General features: G+C 43.3%; 17 protein-coding genes and 2 pseudogenes. 13 read left to right on the top strand and 6 right to left on the bottom strand.

Going from position 1 to position 25,378, the window contains the following annotated elements; all coding sequences use genetic code 11:
- Positions 1 to 169 precede the first annotated feature (169 nt).
- Positions 170 to 1,633: a hypothetical protein gene (locus AC3CID_RS10420; RefSeq protein ID WP_171327808.1), complete on the bottom strand. Its 1,464-nt coding sequence runs from the start codon at positions 1,631 to 1,633 to the stop codon at positions 170 to 172.
- A gap of 434 nt (positions 1,634 to 2,067) precedes the next feature.
- Here AC3CID_RS10420 and AC3CID_RS10425 point away from each other — a divergent pair, with 434 nt between their 5' ends.
- The 5 genes from AC3CID_RS10425 (at position 2,068) to AC3CID_RS10445 (ending at position 9,014) form a co-directional block, all read left to right on the top strand.
- Positions 2,068 to 3,609 (top strand): DUF3360 family protein, encoded by a 1,542-nt coding sequence (locus tag AC3CID_RS10425; protein WP_017083998.1) that lies wholly within the window; start codon positions 2,068 to 2,070, stop codon positions 3,607 to 3,609.
- A 307-nt stretch (positions 3,610 to 3,916) separates the two neighbouring features.
- Positions 3,917 to 6,193, top strand: a complete 2,277-nt coding sequence (gene pflB / locus AC3CID_RS10430) for a formate C-acetyltransferase (RefSeq protein ID WP_004736530.1) — start codon at positions 3,917 to 3,919, stop codon at positions 6,191 to 6,193.
- A 202-nt stretch (positions 6,194 to 6,395) separates the two neighbouring features.
- On the top strand, positions 6,396 to 7,385 hold the full coding sequence (locus AC3CID_RS10435; protein ID WP_171310786.1) for a lipid A deacylase LpxR family protein: 990 nt from the start codon (positions 6,396 to 6,398) through the stop codon (positions 7,383 to 7,385).
- A 164-nt stretch (positions 7,386 to 7,549) separates the two neighbouring features.
- Positions 7,550 to 8,290 (top strand): pyruvate formate lyase 1-activating protein, encoded by a 741-nt coding sequence (gene pflA / locus AC3CID_RS10440; protein ID WP_004736528.1) that lies wholly within the window; start codon positions 7,550 to 7,552, stop codon positions 8,288 to 8,290.
- A 223-nt stretch (positions 8,291 to 8,513) separates the two neighbouring features.
- Positions 8,514 to 9,014 (top strand): YfbU family protein, encoded by a 501-nt coding sequence (locus tag AC3CID_RS10445; RefSeq protein WP_004736527.1) that lies wholly within the window; start codon positions 8,514 to 8,516, stop codon positions 9,012 to 9,014.
- Between the two features lie 106 nt (positions 9,015 to 9,120).
- On the opposite strand, the pseudogene AC3CID_RS10450 reads toward AC3CID_RS10445, so the two are convergent.
- Positions 9,121 to 9,231, bottom strand: a pseudogene (locus tag AC3CID_RS10450) (MipA/OmpV family protein); the annotation flags it as partial.
- 82 nt (positions 9,232 to 9,313) lie between these two features.
- Complete coding sequence (locus tag AC3CID_RS10455) at positions 9,314 to 9,814, bottom strand: CPBP family intramembrane glutamic endopeptidase (RefSeq protein WP_171314133.1); 501 nt, start codon at positions 9,812 to 9,814, stop codon at positions 9,314 to 9,316.
- Positions 9,815 to 10,068: 254 nt separating this feature from the next.
- On the opposite strand from AC3CID_RS10455, the pseudogene AC3CID_RS10460 reads away from it, so the two are divergent.
- Positions 10,069 to 10,300, top strand: a pseudogene (locus tag AC3CID_RS10460) (transposase); the annotation flags it as partial.
- Between the two features lie 73 nt (positions 10,301 to 10,373).
- On the opposite strand, the gene AC3CID_RS10465 reads toward AC3CID_RS10460, so the two are convergent.
- A complete protein-coding gene (locus AC3CID_RS10465) occupies positions 10,374 to 11,129 on the bottom strand; it encodes a MipA/OmpV family protein (protein WP_488526518.1) in 756 nt (251 codons plus the stop codon).
- Positions 11,130 to 11,483: 354 nt separating this feature from the next.
- On the opposite strand from AC3CID_RS10465, the gene AC3CID_RS10470 reads away from it, so the two are divergent.
- The 3 genes from AC3CID_RS10470 (at position 11,484) to AC3CID_RS10480 (ending at position 16,346) form a co-directional block, all read left to right on the top strand.
- Entirely contained in the window at positions 11,484 to 13,418 is a 1,935-nt protein-coding gene (locus AC3CID_RS10470; RefSeq protein WP_004736581.1) for a PrkA family serine protein kinase, read from the top strand.
- 82 nt (positions 13,419 to 13,500) lie between these two features.
- Positions 13,501 to 14,772: a YeaH/YhbH family protein gene (locus tag AC3CID_RS10475; RefSeq protein WP_102512516.1), complete on the top strand. Its 1,272-nt coding sequence runs from the start codon at positions 13,501 to 13,503 to the stop codon at positions 14,770 to 14,772.
- A gap of 11 nt (positions 14,773 to 14,783) precedes the next feature.
- Positions 14,784 to 16,346 (top strand): SpoVR family protein, encoded by a 1,563-nt coding sequence (locus AC3CID_RS10480; RefSeq protein ID WP_146455931.1) that lies wholly within the window; start codon positions 14,784 to 14,786, stop codon positions 16,344 to 16,346.
- A gap of 205 nt (positions 16,347 to 16,551) precedes the next feature.
- On the opposite strand, the gene sohB is transcribed toward AC3CID_RS10480, so the two are convergent.
- The gene (sohB, locus tag AC3CID_RS10485) at positions 16,552 to 17,619 is read right to left on the bottom strand and encodes a protease SohB (protein WP_171327816.1); all 1,068 of its coding nucleotides are present in this window, start codon (positions 17,617 to 17,619) and stop codon (positions 16,552 to 16,554) included.
- Between the two features lie 137 nt (positions 17,620 to 17,756).
- Between sohB and AC3CID_RS10490 the strand changes: the two genes are divergently transcribed.
- The 4 genes from AC3CID_RS10490 to AC3CID_RS10505 all read left to right on the top strand — a co-directional run bounded on the left by AC3CID_RS10490 (position 17,757) and on the right by AC3CID_RS10505 (position 24,082).
- Positions 17,757 to 18,497, top strand: coding sequence for a YciK family oxidoreductase (locus tag AC3CID_RS10490; RefSeq protein ID WP_004736577.1), 741 nt, complete (start codon positions 17,757 to 17,759; stop codon positions 18,495 to 18,497).
- 155 nt (positions 18,498 to 18,652) lie between these two features.
- Positions 18,653 to 19,360: a translesion DNA synthesis-associated protein ImuA gene (gene imuA, locus AC3CID_RS10495; RefSeq protein WP_114633794.1), complete on the top strand. Its 708-nt coding sequence runs from the start codon at positions 18,653 to 18,655 to the stop codon at positions 19,358 to 19,360.
- 3 nt (positions 19,361 to 19,363) lie between these two features.
- A complete protein-coding gene (locus AC3CID_RS10500; protein ID WP_488518104.1) occupies positions 19,364 to 20,848 on the top strand; it encodes a Y-family DNA polymerase in 1,485 nt (494 codons plus the stop codon).
- A gap of 141 nt (positions 20,849 to 20,989) precedes the next feature.
- Positions 20,990 to 24,082 carry an error-prone DNA polymerase gene (locus AC3CID_RS10505; RefSeq protein WP_488526519.1) on the top strand — a complete coding sequence of 1,031 codons (3,093 nt, stop codon included), beginning with the start codon at positions 20,990 to 20,992 and terminating at the stop codon, positions 24,080 to 24,082.
- Positions 24,083 to 24,391: 309 nt separating this feature from the next.
- Here the strand turns inward: AC3CID_RS10505 and AC3CID_RS10510 are convergent, their stop codons facing one another.
- Complete coding sequence (locus AC3CID_RS10510) at positions 24,392 to 25,333, bottom strand: chemotaxis protein CheV (protein WP_004736572.1); 942 nt, start codon at positions 25,331 to 25,333, stop codon at positions 24,392 to 24,394.
- Between the last annotated feature and the right edge of the window lie 45 nt (positions 25,334 to 25,378).

The raw sequence follows: 25,378 nt of genomic DNA on the forward strand, positions 1-25,378 counted from the left end.
CACACGAAATAACATGCAACAAATTATTAACCTAATAGTTTAGAATAAATAGCGATTCACTCTGACTTATTATGCAAAAGGTAGCGTTTTCCTCTCAATTACATGAATAGCAGTTATAAACAAGCCCCGATTAACGGGGCTTGTTTGTTTTATTTTTGTTAACTAGGCGCTATTTTGTAAGCATCAAATAGCCTTGGTTCTGAACCTTTACACCCGTTTTGTTTAGTGTAACTTCATTAACAACAAGCCCATCTAAATCTTCATCTAAGTCCGTTACATTACCGTGCGCAAACGCAGTCATGAAATCATAACCTGTAATCTCCGACTCTGCTGTCTCAACAAGAACAGTCTGATGAATGGGATCTGAGGTAGGATCTAACTTCAATTCAGCCTTAACAGTATCTGAGTAGTCGTAGTAGTGAAGCTCTGGTAAAACAATTGTATCTTCCAAATGAGTAAATACTTTATGTGTCAATTTATGAAGGCCGCCACTTAGGCTTTCTGTTGTATAGGCAACTCTCATTTTTCCGACTTCATCTGTAAAACTAAAATCAAGGTCTAGGTTATTACCAGCAAGGTTTGGTGAGTCAGTCGGCAACGAACTTAAGTCATAAAATGAGTCTGGAGCGATATCTACGTCCCAAGAACCTTCAACATATAACTTCTTGTTGAGATCAATATTCCAGCCATTAAGCGGAGTGTCTGATTCAACATTTAAGCTCCAGTGTTCAGTATTTGGCTCATCCGGACTTGTAAAGTCACCTTGCGTGCTTGGAATTGTTGCTATGCCATAACTAAAATCACCCTGACTAACCTTAATCTCAACATTCGAGTAATCAAAGTCATTTGTGTGCGTCAATTGAGCTTTGTTTCCTGCCATATCAACCAGTAACAATTGATCGGCGTTACTCCAAGCTCTTACACCATATTGATGCAAATACCCATCTTTAAATTGCGTAACAATGGTTGATTCAGGTGTCCCATTAGGCAGAGCCCGTACATCTAACTTATCAATCGAATACGTCGGCACAGACTCTTCTTTTAGCTGGGATTGAAAGTTATAATCTCCACCACCAGAAGCTACGGCAAGGTAAGACAAGTCATTTCGTGTTGTCTTACCAAAGTTATCACCTTTATCGCAACTACTAACAGCTTCACGATTCATACCAAACGTAGTTGTTCTCAGAGTAAGATCTTCCAAATATTCTTTAGAAAATGTATTAGCTGTGAAGTGTGTGTTGTTCGCTTCGCGAATTTGGAACGTAACAAAGCCACCATCAGGTATACCTTCCAAGGTAAACGAGAGCTTCAAATTGCTTGGGACAATTAAATCACCAACCATTGAACCAGCCGCATCCGAATAGTATGCAACCACATTTTCATTGTTGAGCTGTGACTCAATTGCTGGTTGGTAAGTCAACACCGTCGCTTGCTGACTACTATTCTCTCTTCGCTCGTATACGGTACAGTTCGAAGTGTTGCTACTTTCAAGGATTGTATTCGGGGTAGAGAACGAAAATTCAAACTTTGTTGATGGTGTACCGCCACCGCCGCCACCGCCGCTTCCGCCGCCACAACCAACCAGTAGTCCTGAAATCATTGCCGCTAGTGGCAACATTAGTGTCTTTTTCATCTGTTATCGTCCTGTTTGTGGCAACAGCTCGCCAAAATTAAATATCTGACAACAATAAAGCAAAAAGTAAGCCAATCATTCAGCTCATAATTTATAAAGGATGAAAAATGTGACAAGACGATGAAAACGTCAATTTGTGAAAACAAATTACACCTTTTATCAACGGTACGTTAATGAATCGCTGCGTTTTGTAGCTTTCTTTCACATACACTCATAAAGTGATCAAGATCAATCACCCTAAAGGGTAAGCTTGTTAGACTCCTCAATACAAAATAAGGCATTAAAAATGCCAAACATTTCTTTTAACTTAGCTACATAAAGCACATCAAAACCGTGCAACATAATGTTAATAAGTTATAACTAAGAAATAACGCAATTACGCGAACTTATTTAATTCAATTTTAGAATTACTAACATAAAAATATGAGGAATCTATGTCAGACGTTGTGAATAATGCGAACTCTGAAGTAGAAGAGAAAAGCTATAAAGAGCTACACCGCCCTTCTTCGGAATTTGAGAGCCGCTCAGATTATCTAGATCACGAACTTCAAATCATGAAGCCTCGCCGCTTCGGTTTAAACCTTCCAGGCCGTGATTTCCGTTTTGAACTTGAAGACCTTGTTCCTGCACTTGCTGGTACCATCGGTATCATCGCGATGTACTCAGCAGTAATGATGTCTTGGGCTGATGGCCTAACTCAAGCTTGGGATCACGTAAACCTAGGTAAAGACTTCGCAATTGAAGTTGCTCGTGTAGAAATGCTGATTCCTGCACTGCTGTTCTGTATTCTTGCTTCTGGTTTCTTCAACCCTAAAGCAAACCTTGCCGGTAACCACGGCCCAATGATTCCTCTTATTGGTACCATCGCTCTCGCTGGTGCTCACCCTCTTGCATTGGCAATCCTTATCGGTGTCTTCGGTCTAATCCTAAGTTTCCTAAAAGGCGGCTCCAAGCTGGTTAACCTGACTTCGGAAGGTACCGCTGGCGGCTTGCTCATTTTCTTAGGCCTAACAGGCACCATGAGCCAAATTAACTCGATTCAAGCATGGGCGGTTGGTCTTCAATCTTCTACTGTTGAAGCGGGCAGCATGGGTTACGTTGGTTTAATCGTTCTTGCTATTACGATTGCTATCTACGCTTTCTTAGCAAAAGTGAACAAGCGTTGGCTGGCTATCCCAGTTTGTGCATTCACAGGCCTTGCTATTGCATTAGCACTAGGTGCTGGTTTCGATATCGTATTCGAAACTGAAATGGGTATTCCAAACCTAAACCCAGTTTACTGGTGGGGTTCTACTTCTGAAGGTTGGATGCTTGGCTTGCCAAACGTTGAACACTTCATTGCTTCTTTACCATTCGCAATTCTTGCTGTAGCAATGTGGTCGCCAGATTTCCTAGGTCACCGTATCTTCCAAGAACTGAACTACCCTAAACGTTCTGAAAAAGTACTTATGGATGTTGATGACACAATGACTATGTGTTCAGTTCGTCAAATGGTGGGCACTGCAGTTGGTGGTGGTAACATCACTTCTTCTTGGGGTACTTACATGATCCCAGCAGCAATCGCGAAACGTCCAATTCCTGGCGGCGCAATCTTGCTTGGTTCTTTATGTATTATTGTTGCGATTCTTGGTTTCCCAATGGACGTAGCTGTATGGCCACCAGTGATGCGTGTTGCGCTGCTTGTAGGTGTATCTCTGCCTCTACTTGAAGCGGGTATGCAAATGGTTAAGGATTCAAAAGATTCTCAAGCAGCTGGTATCTGTATCTTCGGTTCTGCGGTTGTTAACCCAGTATTAGCATGGGCACTGACTATGCTTCTAGATAATAACGGTCTAATTGGTGATAAAGAGCGTGCGAAGCGTCTATCATTTGTAGACAAGATTGTTATCCCAGTTGGCGTTTTGGTTATCTGTTTAGTAGCAATGCTTGCAGTTGGTATGCTAGAAAGTCAATATGGCCTAAAAGCTTGGCTATAATGGTTCTAACTACACAAAAGTAGTATTGGTATTAAAAAAAAGTTTGGGTGGCAACCCCTGCCACCCATTTTTTTTCAACTTTTTTTGGCATTTATTGATTTAGTTTAAGGTTTACAGAAATTTTTTAGCGTAGTCTTGAATACATAGAGTAAAGACAACATATAAAAGGTAGTGACAATATATATAACCATATGATGCGAATATGCTCATATATATTGTTATTAATAAGAGTGTACTACCCTTACGAGGGGCGCTGGCTCAACAGTGTTAATGTACGTATTTTTTCTACTAAAAAGGTAGGTATGTCATGGCAGAGCAATTTGCTAAAGCTTGGGAAGATTTTGCTGCAGGTGAGTGGCAAAGCGAAGTAAACGTTCGTGATTTCATTCAAAAGAACTACACGCCGTATGAAGGCGACGAGTCTTTCCTAGTTTCTGAGGGTACTGAAGCAACTAACAAGCTTTGGTCTTCGGTAATGGAAGGTATCAAACAGGAAAACGCAACTAAAGCACCTGTAGATTTCGATACTTCTGTTATCTCTACCATTACTGCTCACGATGCAGGTTACATTGAGAAAGATCTTGAGACTATCGTTGGTCTACAAACTGAGAAGCCACTAAAACGTGCAATCATCCCTAACGGTGGTGTACGTATGGTTGAAGGTTCTTGTAAAGCATACGGTGAAACTCTTGACCCAATGGTTTCAAAAATCTACTCAGAATACCGCAAAACACACAATGCAGGCGTTTTCGATATCTACACTCCTGATATCTTAAAATGTCGTAAGTCTGGTGTTCTGACTGGTCTTCCTGATGCTTACGGCCGTGGTCGTATCATTGGTGACTACCGTCGTGTTGCACTATACGGTATCAACTTCCTAATGAAAGACAAAGCGGCTCAATTCGCATCTCTACAAGAGCGTTTCGAGAACGGCGAAGATCTTTCTGCAACAATGCAATTGCGTGAAGAGATCTCTGAGCAACATCGTGCTCTAGGTCAAATCAAGCAAATGGCTGAGAAATACGGTTTCGATATCTCTGAGCCAGCTCAAACTGCTCAAGAAGCTATCCAGTGGACTTACTTCGGCTACCTAGCTGCTGTTAAGTCTCAAAACGGTGCTGCAATGTCTCTAGGTCGTACTTCGACTTTCCTAGACATCTACATCGAGCGTGATATCGCTGCTGGCAAAATCACAGAAGACCAAGCACAAGAAATGATCGACCACTTCGTAATGAAGCTGCGTATGGTTCGTTTCCTACGTACTCCTGAGTACGATGAGCTATTCTCTGGCGACCCAATCTGGGCTACAGAGTCTATGGGTGGTATGGGTGTTGATGGTCGTACGCTAGTAACGCGTTCGAACTTCCGTTTCCTTAACTCTCTATACACTATGGGTCCTTCTCCAGAGCCAAACATCACGGTTCTTTGGTCAGAGCAACTGCCTGACGGCTTCAAGCGTTTCTGTGCGAAGGTATCTATCGATACTTCTTCTATCCAGTACGAAAATGATGACCTAATGCGTCCTGATCTTGGTTCTGATGATTACGCAATCGCTTGTTGTGTATCACCAATGATCGTTGGTAAGCAAATGCAGTTCTTCGGCGCTCGTGCTAACCTTGCAAAAACTATGCTTTACGCAATCAACGGCGGCGTTGATGAGAAGCTTAAAATGCAAGTTGGCCCAGTTGGCGACAAGATCACTGACGAAGTACTTAACTACGATGACGTAATGGGTCGCCTAGACACATTCATGGATTGGTTAGCTAAGCAATACGTGACAGCTCTAAACAGCATTCACTTCATGCACGACAAGTACAGCTACGAAGCGTCTCTAATGGCTCTTCATGACCGTGACGTTCGTCGTACTATGGCTTGTGGTATCGCTGGTCTGTCTGTTGCTGCTGACTCACTGTCTGCAATCAAATTCGCGACTGTTAAACCAATCCGCGACGAAGATGGCATTGCAACTGACTTCGAAATCGAAGGCGATTACCCTAAATACGGTAACAACGACTCTCGTGTAGATGACATTGCTTGTGAACTAGTTTCTACGTTCATGAACAAGATCCGTAAGCTTAAGACTTACCGTGATTCAATCCCTACACAGTCAGTTCTTACCATCACGTCTAACGTGGTATACGGTAAGAAGACAGGTAACACTCCAGACGGTCGTCGTGCTGGCGCTCCTTTCGCTCCTGGTGCTAACCCAATGCACGGTCGTGATGAGAAAGGCGCTGTAGCTTCACTAACGTCTGTAGGTAAACTACCGTTTGCTGATGCTCAAGATGGTATCTCTTACACTTTCTCTATCGTGCCAAACGCGCTAGGAAAAGAACAAGACAGCCAACGTGCTAACCTTGCAGGCCTAATGGATGGTTACTTCCACCACGAAGCTGGCATTGAAGGTGGTCAACACCTTAACGTTAACGTTCTTAACCGCGAAACTCTTGAAGACGCAGTTAAGCACCCTGAGAAATACCCTCAGCTAACGATTCGTGTTTCTGGTTACGCTGTACGCTTCAACTCTCTAACTACAGAGCAGCAAGCTGACGTAATCGCACGTACATTTACTGAGTCTCTATAAGCTCACGCTAAATAGATAAGTAAAATGATATTAGCCCCGCCAATGTGCGGGGCTTTTTTATATCATCCAGAAATTTATTATTTCGCCTTCACTATACGAAACGTCAGATTGAGCAAAAAACCCGTCATCTATTCACTTTTTTTTCACACCTAAACTCTAATTACGGTACTATCTTGGTTCATAATTTAAGAGTAACTGCTCCATGAAATACCTGCGTTGTTTACCCCTGCTCCTTCTCTCTTTTTCATCTTTAGCATCTGAGCGTTCTACGCTAACTTTCGCTTTAGATAATGATGGTATTTTTGGTGTCGACCAAGACTATACCAACGGCTTATTTCTGGGTTACACATCGTCAAGTATTACGCCATACAATTGGGTGAAACCATTGAGTCTCTCTTACTGGGGCGCAAGCTCTCTAGATAAATGGGAAATCACCATTGGCCACAAGATGTATACGCCTTCTGATATTGAGTTAGAAACGCCATCGGCTAATGACCGCCCATACGCAGGTTACCTACATACAGAATTCAACTACATCAGTTTGAACCCACAACAAGCCCAACGTTTTAACATTACCTTCGGTACAACAGGCGAACGTGCACTGTCTGAAGATGCTCAAAAGTTGGTTCACTCGATCACAAAATCAGATGAGCCTATGGGTTGGGAATATCAGGTTGACGATGAGTGGGCGGGGAGCGTTGGTTACTTAAGCCATTTCAACCTAATGCGTAATCAAGCACTAGCAAATACAGACTTCGAGATCTCTAACATTTCAGAAATTAATGTGGGTAACTTTAGAAGTGATATCCAAACGGGCTTCATGTTCCGTTGGGGTACCGACTTAGGTGGTAACTTTGGCGCGGCTAACATCAGCACTGAAAACCCATTTAAAGCTGGCATGATTGGCGCATCCAATACGGGTTGGTTTACCTATGCTGGCCTCGAAGGGCGTTACCGATTCAACGACCTGACTATCGAAGGCGATCGTTCTGAAATCGAAGATAATTGGCCGAATCCAGAACAATACGATGTCACTTTAGAGAACATCCAAGCGACAGCCGTACTGGGTTTTGCTTGGTATAACCAATACGTTGGTGCCTCTTTCGCGCTAACGGCCAAAACGCCTGATTACAAAGAAGCGAAAGAATCGATTTATACCACTGGTGGCATAACTATGTTTGCTTTCTTCTAACCACCAGTAAGGGCTTTCGTCCTTTACTTTTCCAGTTTAATACAGGCAATCATCTTCACCGGTGATTGCCTTTATTTTTAAAGGCCTCGTTACCATTTGACCCTATTTTATGTACCGTTTTTGTAATAAAATACACGGTATAAATTCCTCTACGAGAATAGCTCATGTCTACAACTGGTCGCATTCACTCATTCGAATCTTGTGGTACTGTCGATGGCCCTGGTATCCGCTTCATTGTGTTTCTTCAAGGCTGCTTAATGCGTTGTATGTACTGCCATAACCGCGATACATGGGATCTTCATGACGGAAAGGAAGTAACGGTCGAAGAGATCATCAACGAAGCAAAATCATACCGTCATTTCATGAAAGCCTCTGGTGGTGGTATCACCTGTTCTGGTGGTGAAGCGATGCTACAACCTGAGTTTGTTCGTGACTTTTTCCAAGCGGCGCAAGCTGAAGGCATTCACACTTGTCTTGATACTAATGGCTACATTCGTAAGCACACTGAAGTGGTCGATGAAGTACTAGAAGCCTCTGATCTAGTGATGCTGGATCTTAAACATATGCGAGATGAGATACACCACGATTTCATTGGCGTATCAAACAGACGTACTCTGGATTTTGCACGCTACCTACACAAGATTGGCAAGAAAACTTGGATTCGTTACGTGATTGTTCCTGGCTACACGGATACTCCTGAAGATGCTCATCTTCTTGGTGAATTCATTAAAGACATGGATAACATCGAGAAAATAGAACTGCTTCCATACCATAAGCTTGGTGCTCATAAATGGGAAGCGCTTGGTTATGACTACCCTCTTGAAGGTACAAATCCGCCAAGCAAAGAGAAAATGGACGAAATTGTTGCTGTTCTAAGCCAGTACCATTCAAACGTAAAATACTAATCTAGACTTTTACGTTCATAGTGTTTTTAAACGCCTCAATTTCGATTGGGGCGTTTTCTTTTGTGGCTCAAACTATCCTTTCACTTTTCTTTACAACTTTTGTTTATCAATTCAAAAAATCATATTAAATCCGTGTTGAGATCATGTTTCCACTCGTAGGAATGCTGTTACTCTTACTGCAACAAAAGAATATAACATTTAGTTTTTTAGTGAGGCTCCTCCCATGGAAATGACCAATGCTCAGCGTCTAATTCTATCAAATCAATACTACCTAATGTCTCAAATGGATCCTGAGAACTCCGCTAAATACCAACGTCTACAAACGGTTGTAGAGCGCGGTTACGAACTTCAAATGCGTGAACTTAATAAAGAATTTGGCTGTTTGACTGAAGCCGAATGTCGCGAAGTTATCGACATCATGGAGATGTACCATGCCATGCAAGAGTCGAACAAAATGCTTGCAGAACAAGAACGTGCTGAAGTTGATCAACGTCGCCTACAGTTCCTAGGTTTTGATATCGCTTCTGAAGCTCAGAGCGTACATTACGTGCGTTTCCTTGTTGATTCTGAAGGTCTTTACCCTCAATTCGACAAAGCAGATCACCACTTTAATAGCCAAATGCCAATGCTAGAGAAGTACCGTCGCATGCTAACAACATGGCGCAACTGCCCTCGTCAGTATCACCTATGTGCGACAGAGCTATCTCAAATCTTTAGTGCTTAATACATTTATTGATCAGCTCTAGCTTTTAAAAAATTTCAAAAAAGGGTTACTCATCATGAGTAACCCTTTTTTAATGTCCGCATTTAGAGAAAAAAATACAAAGCCACTAAAAGACGTAAGCAACACCGACGTTTGCGGCCATGTTAATGCCACTTTCAAGTATTGGGCTATTTTCAATATCACCTTCAAGGTTGGTATAACGAACGCCACCAGTGATTGTCTTTAAAGAAATGGCATTGGCTGCTTGATATTGGAGAGTGTCGCACTTCGCAGTTGAATTCGGGCATATAGAACTTGTCTTATTTTAAGTCAAAGATAATAAACAATAATGGCATAACCACTGCTGAAATTACATTCCATAACATATGAGAAATAAAGACAGAAAGGCAAGCATAAATATTGCCATATCTCATCCGTACATATTCATATGTTAAAGCTAGAGCAAGTCCAGTTGCCAATACTATAATTGCGTTTATCGTAGAATTACCTAGGTGACACAAAGAAAATATAGTAGCTGAACCTAAAATTGAGAATGTTGGGCTTCCTTGTGCGTGACGAAGAATCGTTTGTATAAAACATTGAAATATTAGAGTTTCAGTAAATGGTGCATCAATTAGTATAAAAAACAATGCAGAAAAAATTTCATCATCACTAGTGTCCAGAAGAATATTACCAAAGCCATTTAGAAGGAAATAATCAAAAAAAACAAAGATCAATGCCCATAGCCATGCTAACCCGTAAACGCGAATAAAAAACTGTTTACTATTTAATTCTAACGCATCGTAAATTAAACAATTCATCCTGAAAACCAAGTTAAATCTCCATATTTAATACTCATTAAAGCTATTTAACCCATATCCCTCAGCATAAATAAAATAGCTATTAATTTTTATTTATAATAATTAATCATATTATTCTCGTGCAAAACGTGACACGTGAGGCATATACACATGACTTATATGAAAAATAAGATTTCGAATGTAATTGACATCTAGATAAAATAGGTTTCATCGAAAAGAAGGGGCTCTGGGAGGTGTGATATGAACAGGTATAAGAGAGTGGAATTAAGCCATTGAAAGAGTTCGATCGAAAACTGAGTCCTTATCTTCACGGTATTATCGCATCGGCAAGTTCCCCGTTAAATACTTGCACATTGGAATGTGGGTAAACAACAAGATAAAGCTAATCAAGTGAATATAGCACTTATTATCTGAAATCGGGGGTATCGAGATACAGCCTACTTCTTCTTGAAGATAAAAGTGGCTTTCTCTGGTAAGCCGCGGTGAACCAATAAAAAGGGTTACTCATCATGAGTAACCCTTTTTTAATACCCGTATACAAAGAGAAAAACCAAAGCAACTAGAAGACGTAAGCAACACCGACGTTTGCGGCCATGTTAATGCCACTTTCAAGTATTGGGCTATTTTCAATATCACCTTCAAGGTTGGTATAACGAACACCGCCGGTTACTCGGATATTTGGCGTCACGTGCAAATAACCACCTAAGCCAATAAAGTACTGACCATCCCAGTCTGCATCGAATTCATTTAAATTGGTTCTCGCCGCTTCTGCTGAGCTCACCCCATACAGGTGATTATTCAAACGTTCACTGTTATAGGCATAACCAATAGAGGGTGTAATCGCCCACCCATTACGACGAATCGGCAAACGCCACGCTGCTTCTGCATAGATGCCATTGTGCCTAAACCCTAAGTCAGAGCCAGCTGTCGCTTCAAACATCCCCACCAAGGTGATCACTTGGTAGCTGATACCACCTAACACTGATGCTTTACGTTCATCTAATTTTTGAATATCAACGTTATCAGAATCACCCGGCTTTAATGTTCTAGAATCATAAACCGCTCGAAACACAATATTCTGTGGTGAGCCAGCAGGAAGTAAGCGATAACCTGCACTGAATCCACGCATGAAAAAGTGCTCACCTTCATAACCAATCATAGGGATCACAGCACGATTTGACGGTGTATCTTTATAGACAGCAGGAGAATAAGAAGCGGCAACACCCAGTGACCACTGCGAGATTTTTGCATGTGTTGCTGTCGAAGCCAGTAACGCAACACTGATAGCCACTATCTTAAACCCATTATTCTTCACTACATCTACCTATTTATTGAGCAATTTTTGATAACGCCGCGCATTATATGGTACTTCATTCCAAGAAATCAATAGAGCTCAGTTATACATCTAATACACATAAATCCAGTGTGAGTATTATTAAGCGACCTAAAATCACAAAACAAACGGCTAGATCCTCTCGAATGTAAAATAATTGGATTCTACACGCCTCAAGTTGCCTATTGCGTTCACTACGTTTTTCACACGCAAAATTGTAAATAAATACATAATTGTTAAGCAAAATTGTGGAAGCGGGTCTAATCTTAAAATGTAGGGAGAGCCTATTTTTCAATCGCTCATCAGTTTTGACTGGTTAACAAGGGGAATGTGACTATGAGTATTTTTGACCACTATCAATCACGTTATGAAGCAGCCAAGGAAGAAGAGCTCACATTGCAAGAGTTCTTAGGGCTGTGTAAAGACGATAAAAGTGCTTACGCTAACGCTGCTGAGCGCTTACTACTGGCCATCGGCGAACCGGAGGTTATAGACACCGCTCAAGACCCCCATCTAAGTCGTATTTTCTCGAACCGTGTCATATCGCGCTACAGCGAATTTAAAGATTTCTATGGCATGGAAGATGCGATTGAACAGATTGTTTCTTACCTAAAACACGCTGCACAAGGTTTAGAAGAACGTAAACAGATCCTTTATCTACTTGGTCCTGTGGGCGGTGGTAAATCTTCTCTTGCTGAAAAACTCAAAGCACTGATGCAAAAACTACCAATCTATGTGCTGTCTGCTGATGGTGAGCGAAGCCCAGTAAATGATCACCCCTTCTGTCTATTCGACGTAAACGAAGATGGCGATCTTTTGAAACAAGAGTACGGAATAGAGAAGCGCTACATACGCTCTATCATGTCACCTTGGGCGGCAAAACGCCTCCATGATTTCGGTGGTGATATCTCTAGATTCAAAGTCATCAAACTACGCCCTTCGATTCTCGACCAAGTTGCGATCGCGAAGACAGAGCCTGGTGATGAAAACAACCAAGATATTTCGTCTCTGGTTGGTAAAGTCGATATTCGTAAACTTGAGCACTTTTCTCAAGATGACCCTGATGCCTACAGTTACTCTGGTGCACTGTGTAAAGCCAACCAAGGTGTGATGGAATTCGTAGAGATGTTCAAGGCGCCAATCAAAGTCTTACACCCACTCCTAACGGCAACACAAGAAGGTAACTTCAACGGTACCGAAGGGCTTTCTGCACTGCCATTTGACGGGATGATTCTAGCTCACTCTAATGAATCTGAGTGGCAGACCTTCCGTAACAACAAAAACAACGAAGCCTTCCTCGACCGTGTGTACATTGTAAAAGTCCCTTACTGTCTGCGCGTCTCTGAAGAGGTTAAGATCTACCAGAAACTGCTTGAACATAGTGAGCTGTCCAAAGCCCCTTGTTCACCGAGCACACTCGATCTGCTATCGCAATTCAGCATCCTATCGAGACTGAAAGAGCCTGAAAACTCTTCTCTGTTCTCAAAAATGCGTGTTTACGATGGTGAAACTCTAAAAGACACCGATCCCAAAGCGAAGAGTTACCAAGAGTACCGAGATTATGCTGGCGTTGACGAAGGAATGTCTGGGCTATCAACGCGTTTCGCCTTTAAGATTCTGTCTCGAGTGTTCAACTTCGACCAAGCCGAAGTGGCGGCAAACCCGGTTCACTTGTTCTACGTAATTGAACAGCAAATCGAACGTGAGCAGTTCCCTCAAGAAACCGCTGAGAAGTACCTTGAGTTCTTGAAAGGATACTTAGTACCACGTTACGTAGAGTTCATTGGTAAAGAAATTCAGACCGCTTACCTAGAGTCTTACTCTGAGTACGGACAGAATATCTTCGACCGCTATGTCACCTACGCTGACTTCTGGATTCAAGACCAAGAGTACCGCGATCCAGAAACAGGCCAGCTATTTGACCGTGCTTCTCTGAATGGTGAACTAGAGAAAATCGAGAAAACAGCCGGTATCAGTAATCCTAAAGACTTCCGAAATGAGATTGTGAACTTTGTGCTTCGTGCCAAAGCCAACAATAACGGTCAAAACCCAGTTTGGACAAGCTACGAGAAACTGCGCACTGTGATTGAGAAGAAAATGTTCTCCAACACAGAAGAGCTACTTCCTGTTATTTCGTTCAATGCTAAGACCTCAACGGATGATCAGAAAAAACACGACGACTTCGTTGCTCGTATGATGGAAAAAGGCTACACCGAGAAACAAGTTAGACTGCTATCCGAGTGGTACCTAAGAGTTCGTAAATCCTCATAACCAAACTGTACTGAGCTGTTCAAGTGAGCAGCTCGTACATAATAAAAAATAGGATCGCGACATCAGCTGAGAGGGAGTTCTTATGGCACAATTTATCGATCGGAGGCTCAATGGCAAAAATAAGAGTGCTGTGAATAGACAGCGTTTCTTACGACGCCATAAAGAGCAAATCAAAGAATCTGTGGCCGATGCAGTCAACCGACGCTCAATCACCAATACTGAAACCGGTGAAGACGTCACTATTCCCCATAAAGACATCAAAGAGCCAAGCTTTCACCAAGGTCAAGGCGGCGTAAGAGAACGCGTTCACCCAGGTAATGACCAGTTCATCACGGGCGATAAAATTGAACGTCCTAAAGGTGGCGGTCAAGGTGGTGGCGCAGGCCAGGGTGACGCAAGCCCTGATGGCGAAGGCCAAGATGAATTTACATTCCAAATTTCAAAAGATGAATATCTTGATATTCTCTTTGAAGATTTAGCTCTTCCTAATCTAGAGAAGAATCAGGTCAACAAAATCACCGAATGGAAGACACATCGCTCTGGTTATCAAAGCGCGGGGATTCCTTCCAACATTGCTATCGTTCGTTCACTGCAGCAATCTCTGGCTCGTAGAACCGCGATGACCGCAGGTAAAAAGCGCGAACTTAACCTACTGATGGAGCAGCTTGACCAAGTTAAAATGACGGAACCCGCACAACCCTTTGAAGAAAGCCGTTTAAAAGAAGAGATTGCCGAGTTACGTAAAAAAATTGAAAGCGTGCCATTTATTGACACCTTCGACCTGCGTTTTAAAAACTACGAGAAGCGCCCTATTCCATCTAGCCAAGCCGTTATGTTCTGCCTAATGGATGTATCTGGCTCAATGGATCAAGCCACGAAAGACATTGCGAAGCGCTTTTATGTCCTTCTGTATCTGTTCCTAAACCGCACCTACGAAAACGTCGATGTTGTGTTTATTCGTCACCATACTCAGGCTAAAGAAGTCGACGAACATGAGTTTTTCTACTCACAAGAAACAGGTGGCACCATCGTTTCCAGTGCACTGAAACTGATGAAGGAAATTGTCGCAGACCGCTATCCTGCAAATGAGTGGAATATCTACGCAGCACAAGCTTCTGATGGAGATAACTGGGCTGATGACTCGCCTCGCTGTAAAGAACTGCTGGTCAATACGCTATTGCCGACTTGCCAATATTACTCTTACATCGAGATTACGCGCCGTTCACACCAAACGCTTTGGCACGAGTACGAGAAGCTAGAAGCGAGCTTCGATAACTTCGCCATGAAGAACATTAAAACGGTGGATGATATTTTTCCTGTGTTTAGAGAACTGTTCCAAAAAGAGACAGCGTAAGGGGGCTTGCCATGACAGCGAAATCAAACGTTGCAGAAAAAGACAAAGCGACACAGAAGAGAAACGACAAGATGCTGCCTGATGGTCCAGATTGGACATTCAACCTATTGGAACAATATCACGTAGAAATTAAGCGTGTGGCTCAGCATTACCGTTTAGATACTTACCAGAACCAAATTGAAGTGATTACTTCCGAGCAGATGATGGATGCTTACTCGAGCATCGGTATGCCGATCAATTACAATCACTGGTCATTTGGCAAAAAATTCATTCAAACCGAGCAAAACTACAAGCATGGTCAGATGGGATTAGCGTACGAAATCGTGATCAATTCAGATCCTTGTATCGCATATCTGATGGAAGAGAACACGGTCACGATGCAGGCGCTCGTAATGGCTCATGCTTGTTACGGCCATAACTCTTTCTTTAAGGGCAACTACCTATTCCAAACCTGGACCGATGCCAGTTCCATCATCGACTACCTATTATTCGCTAAAAAATACATTACCGATTGTGAAGAAAAATACGGTGTTGCCGAAGTCGAACAACTTCTCGACTCTTGTCATGCCCTCATGAATTACGGCGTAGACAGATACAAACGCCCTGAGAAGATTTCCATAGCTGAAGAGACAGCAAGGCAAGAAGAACGTGAAGCGTACCTGCAATCTCAAGTCAATGAGCTGTGGAGAACTGTGCCTAAAAATCAAGACAAGGAAAAAGAGACCAAAATCCGCTTCCCTAGCGAGCCTCAAGAAAACATTCTCTACTTTATCGAGAAGAACGCACCACTACTTGAACCTTGGCAGCGTGAGTGTGTTCGCATTGTTCGCAAGGTGAGCCAATACTTCTACCCTCAAAAGCAAACTCAAGTAATGAACGAAGGCTGGGCAACCTTCTGGCACTACACCATTCTTAACCACCTTTACGACGAAGGCTTGGTGAGTGACAAGTTCATATTAGAATTCCTACACAGCCACACCAGCGTGGTCGCACAGCCCGCCTACAACAGCCCTTATTTCAGCGGGATAAACCCTTATGCGCTTGGCTTTGCGATGTTTAGAGACATCCGACGTATCTGTGAAGAACCAACCGATGAAGACAAAGAGTGGTTCCCTGAGTTAGCCGGAAGTGATTGGCTAGAAGCGGTGCACTTTGCCATGCACAATTTCAAAGATGAAAGCTTTATCAGCCAATATCTTTCACCAAAGATCATTCGAGACTTTAAACTGTTCTCTGTGCTCGACGACGACCGCAAAAACACCATTGAGATAAGTGCTATTCACGATGACCCAGGCTATCGCTTGATTCGTGAAAAGCTTGCGGCTCAATACAATCTAAGTAACCTTGAACCGAATATTCAGGTGTTTAACGTCGATGTTCGTGGTGATCGCTCGATGACACTGCAGTATGTGCCTCACGGCCGTATCCCGCTTGATAAAGGCTACGACGAAGTGATGAAACATCTCTATCGTTTATGGGGCTTTGATGTAATTTTGGAGGAGGTCAAAGATACTGGTCATAGAGAAATTCTGACCACTTGTCCAAAACGCAATGATTATGGAGCAAAGATTTAATACCAGCCACGGGAAGTAAGTGGTTGGTATAAGACTCCGCTCCCCCTACAACATAGTGGTTAAACCCGCTCGGAAGTGGAGCAATAAAAAAGCGCATAAGTCTGATGACTTATGCGCTTTCTTTTTAAGGCTTAAACGTCTTCAATAGACGCAAGGCACTAAACCTAGATACTAGAGCTAAAGCTAAAGCTAAAGCTAAATAAGCTTAAACAATCGGCTTTTGGCCGCGTTCAATCAGCTTCATCAGCACGCTGTCTGCAGATTTACCTGCCACGCCCGCTAGTTTGTCTGACAGCTTTTTCTTCTGTACGTAGTGAATCGCTAGAACCGTTTTGTCCTTACATGCCGCTACGACTAAATCATCAGAAGTGCTGATCTCATCCACCAGCCCAAGCTCATGTGCTTGTGTACCAAACCAGTGTTCACCGGTTGCTACTTTTTCAAGATCTAACGCCGGGCGGTGGTCGCGGATGAAGTCTTTGAATAGACCATGTGTCTCTTCGAGCTCTTCTTTAAACTTCTCGCGTGCTTTATCGCTGTTCTCACCAAACATAGTAAGCGTGCGTTTGTACTCACCCGCCGTTAGCTGTTCGAACTCAATGTCATGCTTTTTAAGCAATTTATTGAAGTTTGGCAGTTGAGCAATAACACCAATAGAGCCAACAATAGCAAAAGGTGCAGATACAATTTTGTCCGCGATACATGCCATCATGTAACCACCACTCGCGGCTACTTTGTCTACCGAGATAGTCAGAGGCAGGCCTGCTGCTTTGATACGATCAAGTTGAGAAGATGCCAAACCATAGCCGTGAACCATGCCACCGCCAGACTCAAGTTTAAGCAATACTTCATCGCCTTCACGAGCCACAGACAGAACCGCCGTTACCTCTTCACGTAATGAAGCCACTTCTTTCGCATCAATGCTGCCGTTAAAATCAAGAACGAATAGATGTGGTTCACGCTTGCTATCAAGCTCACCCTCTTTCGCTGCTTTTTTCACTTCTTTGCCACGTGATTTTACTTTTTCTTTTTCCGCTTTCTTTTCTGCTTTATCACGGGCTTTGATGAAAGCATCATCATGCAAATGGTGCTCTAGTTGTTCAATCGTTTGTTTGTGGTGTTCAGATAGGTTCGTGATTTCCAGCTCACCTTTAATCGCGCTTGATTTTCCACCCACCGATTTAGCAATCACTAAAATTGCAATGATGGCGATTACAACGGTCGCAATCTTGGCTAAAAACAAGCCGTAGTCCAACAAAAATTCCAATGTCATATCCCCTATTGTATGAATTAGTGTATTGTAACCATCTTGTCACGATTACCAAGAATTTCTCATCATTCCTGCGTTTATCTGTGTGATTAAACACCAATGGAATGACGAACATAATAAAAGAAAGAAGGATAAGCACAGTGGATTACCCAATCTCTACAGATGCCCTCAAAGATAAAGTAATTTTGGTTACAGGTGCCGGTGCTGGCATTGGTCGCCAAGCCGCACTAAGCTTCGCTCAACATGGTGCAACTGTCATTCTGTTAGGCCGCAATGTTAAAAACCTTGAATTCATTTACGATGAAATCGAAAGTGCTGGTTACCCTCAGGCTGCGATCATTCCGCTAGACCTCAAAGGAGCAACAAAGCAGAACTACATTGATATGGCTGAAACCATTGAATCACAGTTCGGTCGTTTAGACGGCCTACTGCATAACGCAGGTGTGCTTGGCACGTTAAGTCCATTTGATCAAATCGATGAAGAAACGTTTGATGGCGTTATGCAAATCAACGTTAAAGCTGAATTTCTAATGACTCAAGCATTACTGCCTGTCATTAAGAAAGCTGAAGCGGGTCGTATTGTCTTTACCTCTTCAACGGTTGGTCACTCTGGCCGTGCGTTCTGGGGCACTTACGCGATTTCTAAGTTTGCTACCGAAGGCATGATGCAAATCCTAGCGGACGAACTTGAAGACACCAACATCCGTGTAAACGCGATCAATCCTGGCGGCACTCAAACACGCATGCGTGCAAAAGCGTACCCAGGTGAAGATGCGAACAAGCTGAAAACGCCACTCGACATCATCCCGCTGTACCTACACTTAATGAACCCAAGTGTGACAGACATTAATGGCCAATGTATCGATGCTCAACCTAAGTAACTGATATCATTAACCAACAGTAAGAAGCCGCTTCCATAGCGGCTTTTTTTGCATCTAAATCAATCATCTAATATTTAGTTCATCTGATTTTCGTCATTTTTCTTTGCATCTTTTTCATTGTCAAATATACTGTATAAATATACAGGTATTTAATTATGCATGAACTAATAAAAAACTTACAAGACCGCCAGCTAATCTGGACAGGGTTACAATCAACAGCGCAAGGAAGCACTACTTCAACAGGCTATTCTCAATTGGATAAACAGCTTGATGGTGGCTTTCCGACGCATGGTGTTATTGAGGTTGAATCGCAACAAGGGATCGGCGAACTTCGCCTGCTTACACCCTATTTAGCTCAACAAAACTCACAAAAATTGGCCATCTTCATTAACCCACCGGGGAAGATCTGTGCTGAGTTTTTTAGCAGCCAAGGTATTGAACTAGAGAACATCCTCGTTATCCAACCTCAGCGCGATCTCGATGCATTGTGGGCAGCAGAGCAGTGCCTTAAAAGCGGCGCCTGTCACTCGGTATTGCTATGGGGAGCCGATCTAGAAATACACCAAACCAAGCGCCTGCAAGCAGCAAGCGAAACCGGTAAGTGTCTGCAATTTCACTTTAAGGCCAGCAGCCATAATCAGTTATCCCTACCCGTTTCTCTAAGTATGAAGCTGTCTTCTCACGCCCAAGGGTTAAAGGTTGAGGTCACAAAAAGGAAAGGCAGTTGGTCATATGGCTTCTTTATTCTAGACATGAGCCAAAATTGGCCGTTACTCACTGAAAAAATCACCCTTCAAGACAGTTCACATAGTGCTTTATCAAATAACACCGTGCTGGCTTTTCCTATTGCGAAACAAGGCTAGCGTATGTTGTGGCTTTATCTGCACTTTCCATCTCTGCAGTTGGATACTTTGTTTAATTCTGAGCTATCTAACTCCGAGAAAGTTCACTCTAATGAAGAGTCACACGAGCAACCTATTATCATCGTGGATGAAAAAGATCACCGTGTGCTGCAAGCTAACCAAGCTGCTCTGCAATCGGGAATTTCACTTGGTATGGGGCTAGGGTCTGCGGCGGCGCTTTGCCATAACTTACACGTCCACCCTTACAGTATTGAGCTAGAAAAAAGCAAGCTCAAAGAGATCGCTCAATGGGCGTATTTGGTCACTTCTGACATGGCTTTACTACCACCGAATGGTTTGTTGATTAAAGCTTCTAATATGCTGTCACTTTACGATGGGTTAGATAACTACTGGCATGAGCTCAAAAGCCACTTAGAAACGCTCAATATCCAGTTCAGCTTCGCGACGGGTTACTCACCACTTTCTGCGATCCTTTTGGGCAAGCAATCCATCAACCAAGTCACTAATAATGTTGAGCAAATGAAAGCATGGGTCAATCAACAAGCATTGAGTTCTAGTGAGTTGCCAACTAAGCAAGTGGAGCGCCTGAACCGCGTCGGCATTAACTTAGTGGATGACCTATTGAAACTGCCTTTGCAAGATGTCGCACGTCGCTTTGATATCGATTTAGTGAATTATGTTGGTCGCCTTAACGGACAGTTCAAGCACCCGATTGATTTCTATCATCCACCGGAGAATTTTCAGCAATATCTCGAGCTATTGTTTGATATTGAAAACATCCTGTTTATCGAAAAGCCGTTACTGAAATTATTAAATCAACTCGAGTGTTTTTTGAAACTACGCGACCGAGTGGCTTTCGAGTTAACGCTGACTTTGCATCTGAGAGATAAAGACGACCACCCTGTCTCTTTCTATTCAGCACAAGGCGATTACCTTGCTGCAAAGTGGGCGAACCTGACTCATCTAACCTTAGAATCACTGAAGATCACGGCACCGGTTCAGGGGCTGACTCTCTCTTTGATTCGTCATGGAGAACCGCAAATGGCCTACCGTGATCTTTTTGATGGCAATACAGGAACACTTGCCGCGTTAGATTTGCTCTCACTACTGCAAGCAAAGCTTGGGCAACCCTGTATTCAAACACCGAAAATACAGCACGACCCAAGGCCAGAAAAGGCCAATCAGTACTCGCTCCCAACACTGAGTAAGTCTGTGGCAAAGAGGCAAACACCCACAGAGTTCGAACAGAAAATAGCAACTCCCAACATCAGCCAACAGCGACTCAGGCCCAGTATTTTGCTGCCAGAGCCCGAAGCCTTAACCGAAAGCGTCACCCTGTCTCAAGGTCCTGAGCGCATTGTTTCTGGCTGGTGGGATGGCGAGAAAATCATTCGTGACTACTTTATTGCTCACAGCGAAAACGGTCGGTGGCTATGGATCTTTAGAACGCCAGATAAACAGTGGTTTTTGCACGGCTTATTTAGCTAGCTTGTAGGAAAGTAAGTCAGTAAGAAAGCTCGTCTGTAAGAAAGTCAGTGAGAAACTTCGTTAGCTCGTCCGTTCCACTTACTCAATTTCAACATCCCTTTTCAATCATGTTCACTCGCAATGGTTAAGTGAGATTACGTTATGTCTCAGCAATACTCAGAGCTATTTTGCCAAAGTAATTACTCCTTCCTTGAGGGAGCCTCACACGCAGAAGAGCTTGTTTTACAGGCCGACTTCTTACGTTACAAAGCACTCGCTGTCACTGATGAGTGCTCAGTGGCGGGCGTCGTTAAGGTTCACTCTGCAATCAAGCAACATAAACTGTCGCTCAAGCAAATTGTCGGGAGTGTGTTTTGGTTAAATGAAGAGTGCCAAGTAATCTTGATATGCCCAAACAGACAAGCCTACGCCGAACTGTGCCGTATTATTACCAACGCGAGACGTCGTAGCAGTAAGGGACATTATCAGCTCTCTGAGTGGGATATCATGTCGGCTAAGCACTGCTTCATTCTTTGGCTTCCTCAACAGAAAAATGAAGACGCGCACTGGGGGCAATGGCTCTCCCAACACCATTCAGGTCGGCTTTGGATCGGCTTGCAACGACACCTAAAGCAAACCGACCAGCAGTACACAGATTACTGTGTTGAGCTGTCACAACATCACCACCTTCCTATTACTGCCTGTGGTGGCGTGCTGATGCACAACGCTAATCGCTTACCCTTGCAGCATTCACTCACTGCGATCAAGTATCAACGTCCCATTACTGAAGTGGGCAGTCACTTACTGGCAAATGCTGAGCGCTGTTTACGAAGCATCAATAAGCTCTCACGTATTTTCAAAGCAGAGTGGCTAGAAGAGAGCAACCGAATCTCTGAGCTGTGCGAATTTGATTTAGACAGCTTGCGCTACGAATATCCTAGTGAACTGATTCCTCAAGGTGAGACACCCATGAGTTATCTGCGCATGTTGGTCGAGAGAGGGAAACAAAATCGTTTCCCACAAGGTGTGCCTAGCAACATTCAACAAATCATAGATAAAGAACTCGGATTGATTGATGATCTCGACTACCCTTTCTTCTTTCTCACCATTCATGACATCGTGATGTTTGCCAAAAGCCAAGGAATTCTTTACCAAGGTCGAGGTTCTGCGGCTAATTCCGTGGTCTGTTACTGCCTAGAAATCACCTCTGTCGATCCAAGACAGATCTCGGTGCTATTTGAACGCTTCATCAGTAAAGAGCGCGATGAGCCGCCCGATATTGATGTCGACTTTGAACATGAACGCCGTGAAGAAGTCATCCAATACATCTATCAAAAATACGGTAGAGAACGGGCTGCACTTGCTGCAACGGTCATCTCTTATCGCTTTAAAAGTGCGGTTAGAGATGTCGGTAAAGCATTGGGACTACAAGAAACTCAACTTGATTACTTCATTAAAAACACCAATCGCAGGGACAAAAGCCTAGGCTGGCAGGCTCAGTTAACTCAATTGGGGCTACAACCTGACTCCTTAAAAGGTCAGCAGTTTATCCACTTGGTTAATGAGATCATCGGCTTCCCACGTCACTTATCTCAACACGTCGGTGGCTTTGTCATATCCTCTGGGCCTTTGTATGAACTGGTTCCTGTCGAGAATGCCGCGATGCACGATCGAACCATCATTCAATGGGATAAGGATGATCTAGAAACCTTGGGGCTGCTTAAAGTCGATGTGCTTGCACTGGGTATGCTCTCTGCGATTCGTAAATGTTTCGACCTCATCAAACACATTCATGGTCGCTCGCTAACGATCGCAGAGATCACCCGCCTCAAAGACGATCCTCAGGTTTACGGCATGATTCAACGGGCAGACACAGTAGGGATATTCCAAATTGAGTCACGAGCGCAAATGAGCATGCTGCCAAGGCTTAAGCCGAGAACTTATTACGACTTGGTGATTCAAATCGCTATCGTGCGTCCAGGGCCTATTCAAGGCGATATGGTGCATCCGTTTCTAAAACGCCGAGATGGTATTGAGCCCATCAGCTATCCATCTAAAGATGTGGAATCGGTACTGTCACGCACTTTAGGCGTGCCGATATTCCAAGAACAAGTGATTAAGCTCGCGATGGTCGCTGCAGGGTTCACCGGTGGTGAAGCCGATCAGCTCAGACGTGCGATGGCCGCTTGGAAAAAAAATGGCAACGTCTTTAAGTTTAAAAACAAGCTCATCGACGGGATGCAAAAGCGTGGCTATGAGACAGAGTTTGCCGAACAGATCTTTAAACAGATATGCGGCTTCGGCGAGTACGGTTTTCCTGAAAGTCACTCGGCTTCATTTGCAGTATTAGCGTATTGCTCAGCTTGGTTGAAATGCTACTACCCAGAATGTTTCTACGCTTCTTTGCTGAATAGCCAACCCATGGGCTTTTATAGCCCATCGCAGTTAGTACAAGATGCCCAACGACACAATATGGTGATTCTTCCGGTATGTGTGAATGCCTCACAAGACAACCACATAGTCGTTGAACATCAGAATGGTTTAGCGATTCGCTTAGGGCTGCGACAAATCAAAGGATTCAGCGAACATGGAATTCAAAGTGTGCTCGCCAATCGCCCGCAATCCGGTTATCGCCACCCTAGCCAAGTGAAACAGTTGTCGATGAATAAGAAAGATATCGAGCTACTGGCCTCCGCAAATGCGCTGAATAATGTCTCGGGAGACCGCTTCCAGACTCGCTGGGCAATGATGGACTCAGCCTCTGATCTGCCTTTGTTTAACCAAGTCGATAACTATGCAGAAGATGATAATGGCGAGCTCTCATTGCATCAACCCAGTGAGATGCAAGATCTACTCGAAGATTTCACCAGTGTCGGGATTTCATTAAACAAACACCCAATCACTTTGCTCGAAGAAGCCAATCGATTAGGTCGATTCACACACATGAAGGACTTAATACAACAAAGACACAAATCCATGGTCACCGTTGTTGGATTAGTCACGGGTAAACAGTCACCCGGCACCGCAGCTGGTGTCACCTTTGTCACATTGGAAGATGACACAGGTAATATTAATGTTGTGGTCTGGGGAGCCACCGCCCGCGCGCAACAGCAAGCTTATCTCACAGCCAAGGCTTTAAAGGTACAAGGGATATTAGAAAAAGAAGGGGAAGTCGTGCATGTTATCGCGGGTAAGCTCATCGATATTACCGAGGAGATTGTTGGCTTGAACACCAAATCTCGAGATTTTCATTAGCGATTCAAATAGCCCTTTCATAAATGCCAGAAAAGGAAAAGGGAGGCATCAGCCTCCCTTCAATTTAAATCGTTGAGTTATGACTCAACTTCAGCTTCCGTACGTCTTTTCTTAAATTCCCTATACAGTAATAAGCTCAAAGTCATTACGACTTTAGAAGTCAACCATATCATTAAGAGGAACTACCTTAGATTGTGTGTGAAAAGTTACGCTAGTAGTTGAGCATATTTCGTTAAGAAAAATATGCTGCATGAATATTAGCAAACACTTTCCATAAGGTCACTCAAAATAACCGTACAGCAGTCTTAATTATAAAATTTGACGCATTCGCTCTTGAGTCACTTCAACCAGAAGGTCCGGTTGGAACTTAGAAATAAAGCGATTACACCCTACTTTCTCAACCATGGCTTCATTAAAACTTCCACTTAATGAAGTATTTAGCGTGATGAATAGGTCATGCATTCTTGGATCCGTACGCACTTCATGCGTCAGTTTATAGCCGTCCATTTCAGGCATTTCAGCATCGGTGATCATCAACAATATTTCTTGATTGATGTCTTTACCTTCATCACACCAGCCCTTAAGTAAGGTCAGTGCTTCTAAACCATCACAACATTCAATAATGTTCAAACCCAGTTGCGATAAGGTACCTTTAATCTGGTTACGCGCGGTTGAAGAGTCATCAACGATAAGTACATTACGTCCAACCATTTCATTGGCAAGTTGCTCATCTAAAACACCGTCAGAAATCGAAACATCATAATCAATGATTTCAGCGAGTACCTTTTCAACATCAATAATCTCAACGATTTTGTGCTGCTCTTCTTCTTGAATATGCGTGATAGCAGTCAGGTAATTGGCACGACCCGTTGTCTTTGGAGGCGGCTGAATTTCAGTCCACGTCGTATTCACGATATTACGCACTTGTCCAACTAAGAAACCTTGTACAGTTCGATTGTATTCCGTGATGATCAAGTTATTTTCTTGAGTCTCATCTCGTGACGGTGGGAAGCCAATCGCGCTGCGCAAATCGATAACAGGCACCGATTCACCACGTAGAGACGCAACACCCGTAATATGGTGGTGAGAGCCCGGCAAGCGAGTGAGTACTGGCACTTTTAGGACTTCTTTCACTTTAAATACGTTAATCGCAAAAAGTTGACGACTGTTTAAGCTGAATAACAAGAGCTCCAGACGGTTTTCACCGACCAGTTTGGTTCTCTGATCAACCGAATTTAAAACGCCAGACATACAACACCTTAGTGACAAATAATAACTGTGGCTACAATAGCCTAC

The sequence above is a fragment of the Vibrio sp. QJM3NY_21 genome, assembly GCF_057785975.1.

What these genes read in the sequence shown, in the direction of transcription:
- AC3CID_RS10420 (WP_171327808.1), bottom strand. Translation starts at nt 1,633, where the DNA reads ATGAAAAAGACACTAATGTTGCCACTAGCGGCAATGATTTCAGGACTA.
- AC3CID_RS10425 (WP_017083998.1), top strand. Translation starts at nt 2,068, where the DNA reads ATGTCAGACGTTGTGAATAATGCGAACTCTGAAGTAGAAGAGAAAAGC.
- pflB (WP_004736530.1), top strand. Translation starts at nt 3,917, where the DNA reads ATGGCAGAGCAATTTGCTAAAGCTTGGGAAGATTTTGCTGCAGGTGAG.
- AC3CID_RS10435 (WP_171310786.1), top strand. Translation starts at nt 6,396, where the DNA reads ATGAAATACCTGCGTTGTTTACCCCTGCTCCTTCTCTCTTTTTCATCT.
- pflA (WP_004736528.1), top strand. Translation starts at nt 7,550, where the DNA reads ATGTCTACAACTGGTCGCATTCACTCATTCGAATCTTGTGGTACTGTC.
- AC3CID_RS10445 (WP_004736527.1), top strand. Translation starts at nt 8,514, where the DNA reads ATGGAAATGACCAATGCTCAGCGTCTAATTCTATCAAATCAATACTAC.
- AC3CID_RS10455 (WP_171314133.1), bottom strand. Translation starts at nt 9,814, where the DNA reads ATGAATTGTTTAATTTACGATGCGTTAGAATTAAATAGTAAACAGTTT.
- AC3CID_RS10470 (WP_004736581.1), top strand. Translation starts at nt 11,484, where the DNA reads ATGAGTATTTTTGACCACTATCAATCACGTTATGAAGCAGCCAAGGAA.
- AC3CID_RS10475 (WP_102512516.1), top strand. Translation starts at nt 13,501, where the DNA reads ATGGCACAATTTATCGATCGGAGGCTCAATGGCAAAAATAAGAGTGCT.
- AC3CID_RS10480 (WP_146455931.1), top strand. Translation starts at nt 14,784, where the DNA reads ATGACAGCGAAATCAAACGTTGCAGAAAAAGACAAAGCGACACAGAAG.
- sohB (WP_171327816.1), bottom strand. Translation starts at nt 17,619, where the DNA reads ATGACATTGGAATTTTTGTTGGACTACGGCTTGTTTTTAGCCAAGATT.
- imuA (WP_114633794.1), top strand. Translation starts at nt 18,653, where the DNA reads ATGCATGAACTAATAAAAAACTTACAAGACCGCCAGCTAATCTGGACA.
- AC3CID_RS10500 (WP_488518104.1), top strand. Translation starts at nt 19,364, where the DNA reads ATGTTGTGGCTTTATCTGCACTTTCCATCTCTGCAGTTGGATACTTTG.
- AC3CID_RS10505 (WP_488526519.1), top strand. Translation starts at nt 20,990, where the DNA reads ATGTCTCAGCAATACTCAGAGCTATTTTGCCAAAGTAATTACTCCTTC.
- AC3CID_RS10510 (WP_004736572.1), bottom strand. Translation starts at nt 25,333, where the DNA reads ATGTCTGGCGTTTTAAATTCGGTTGATCAGAGAACCAAACTGGTCGGT.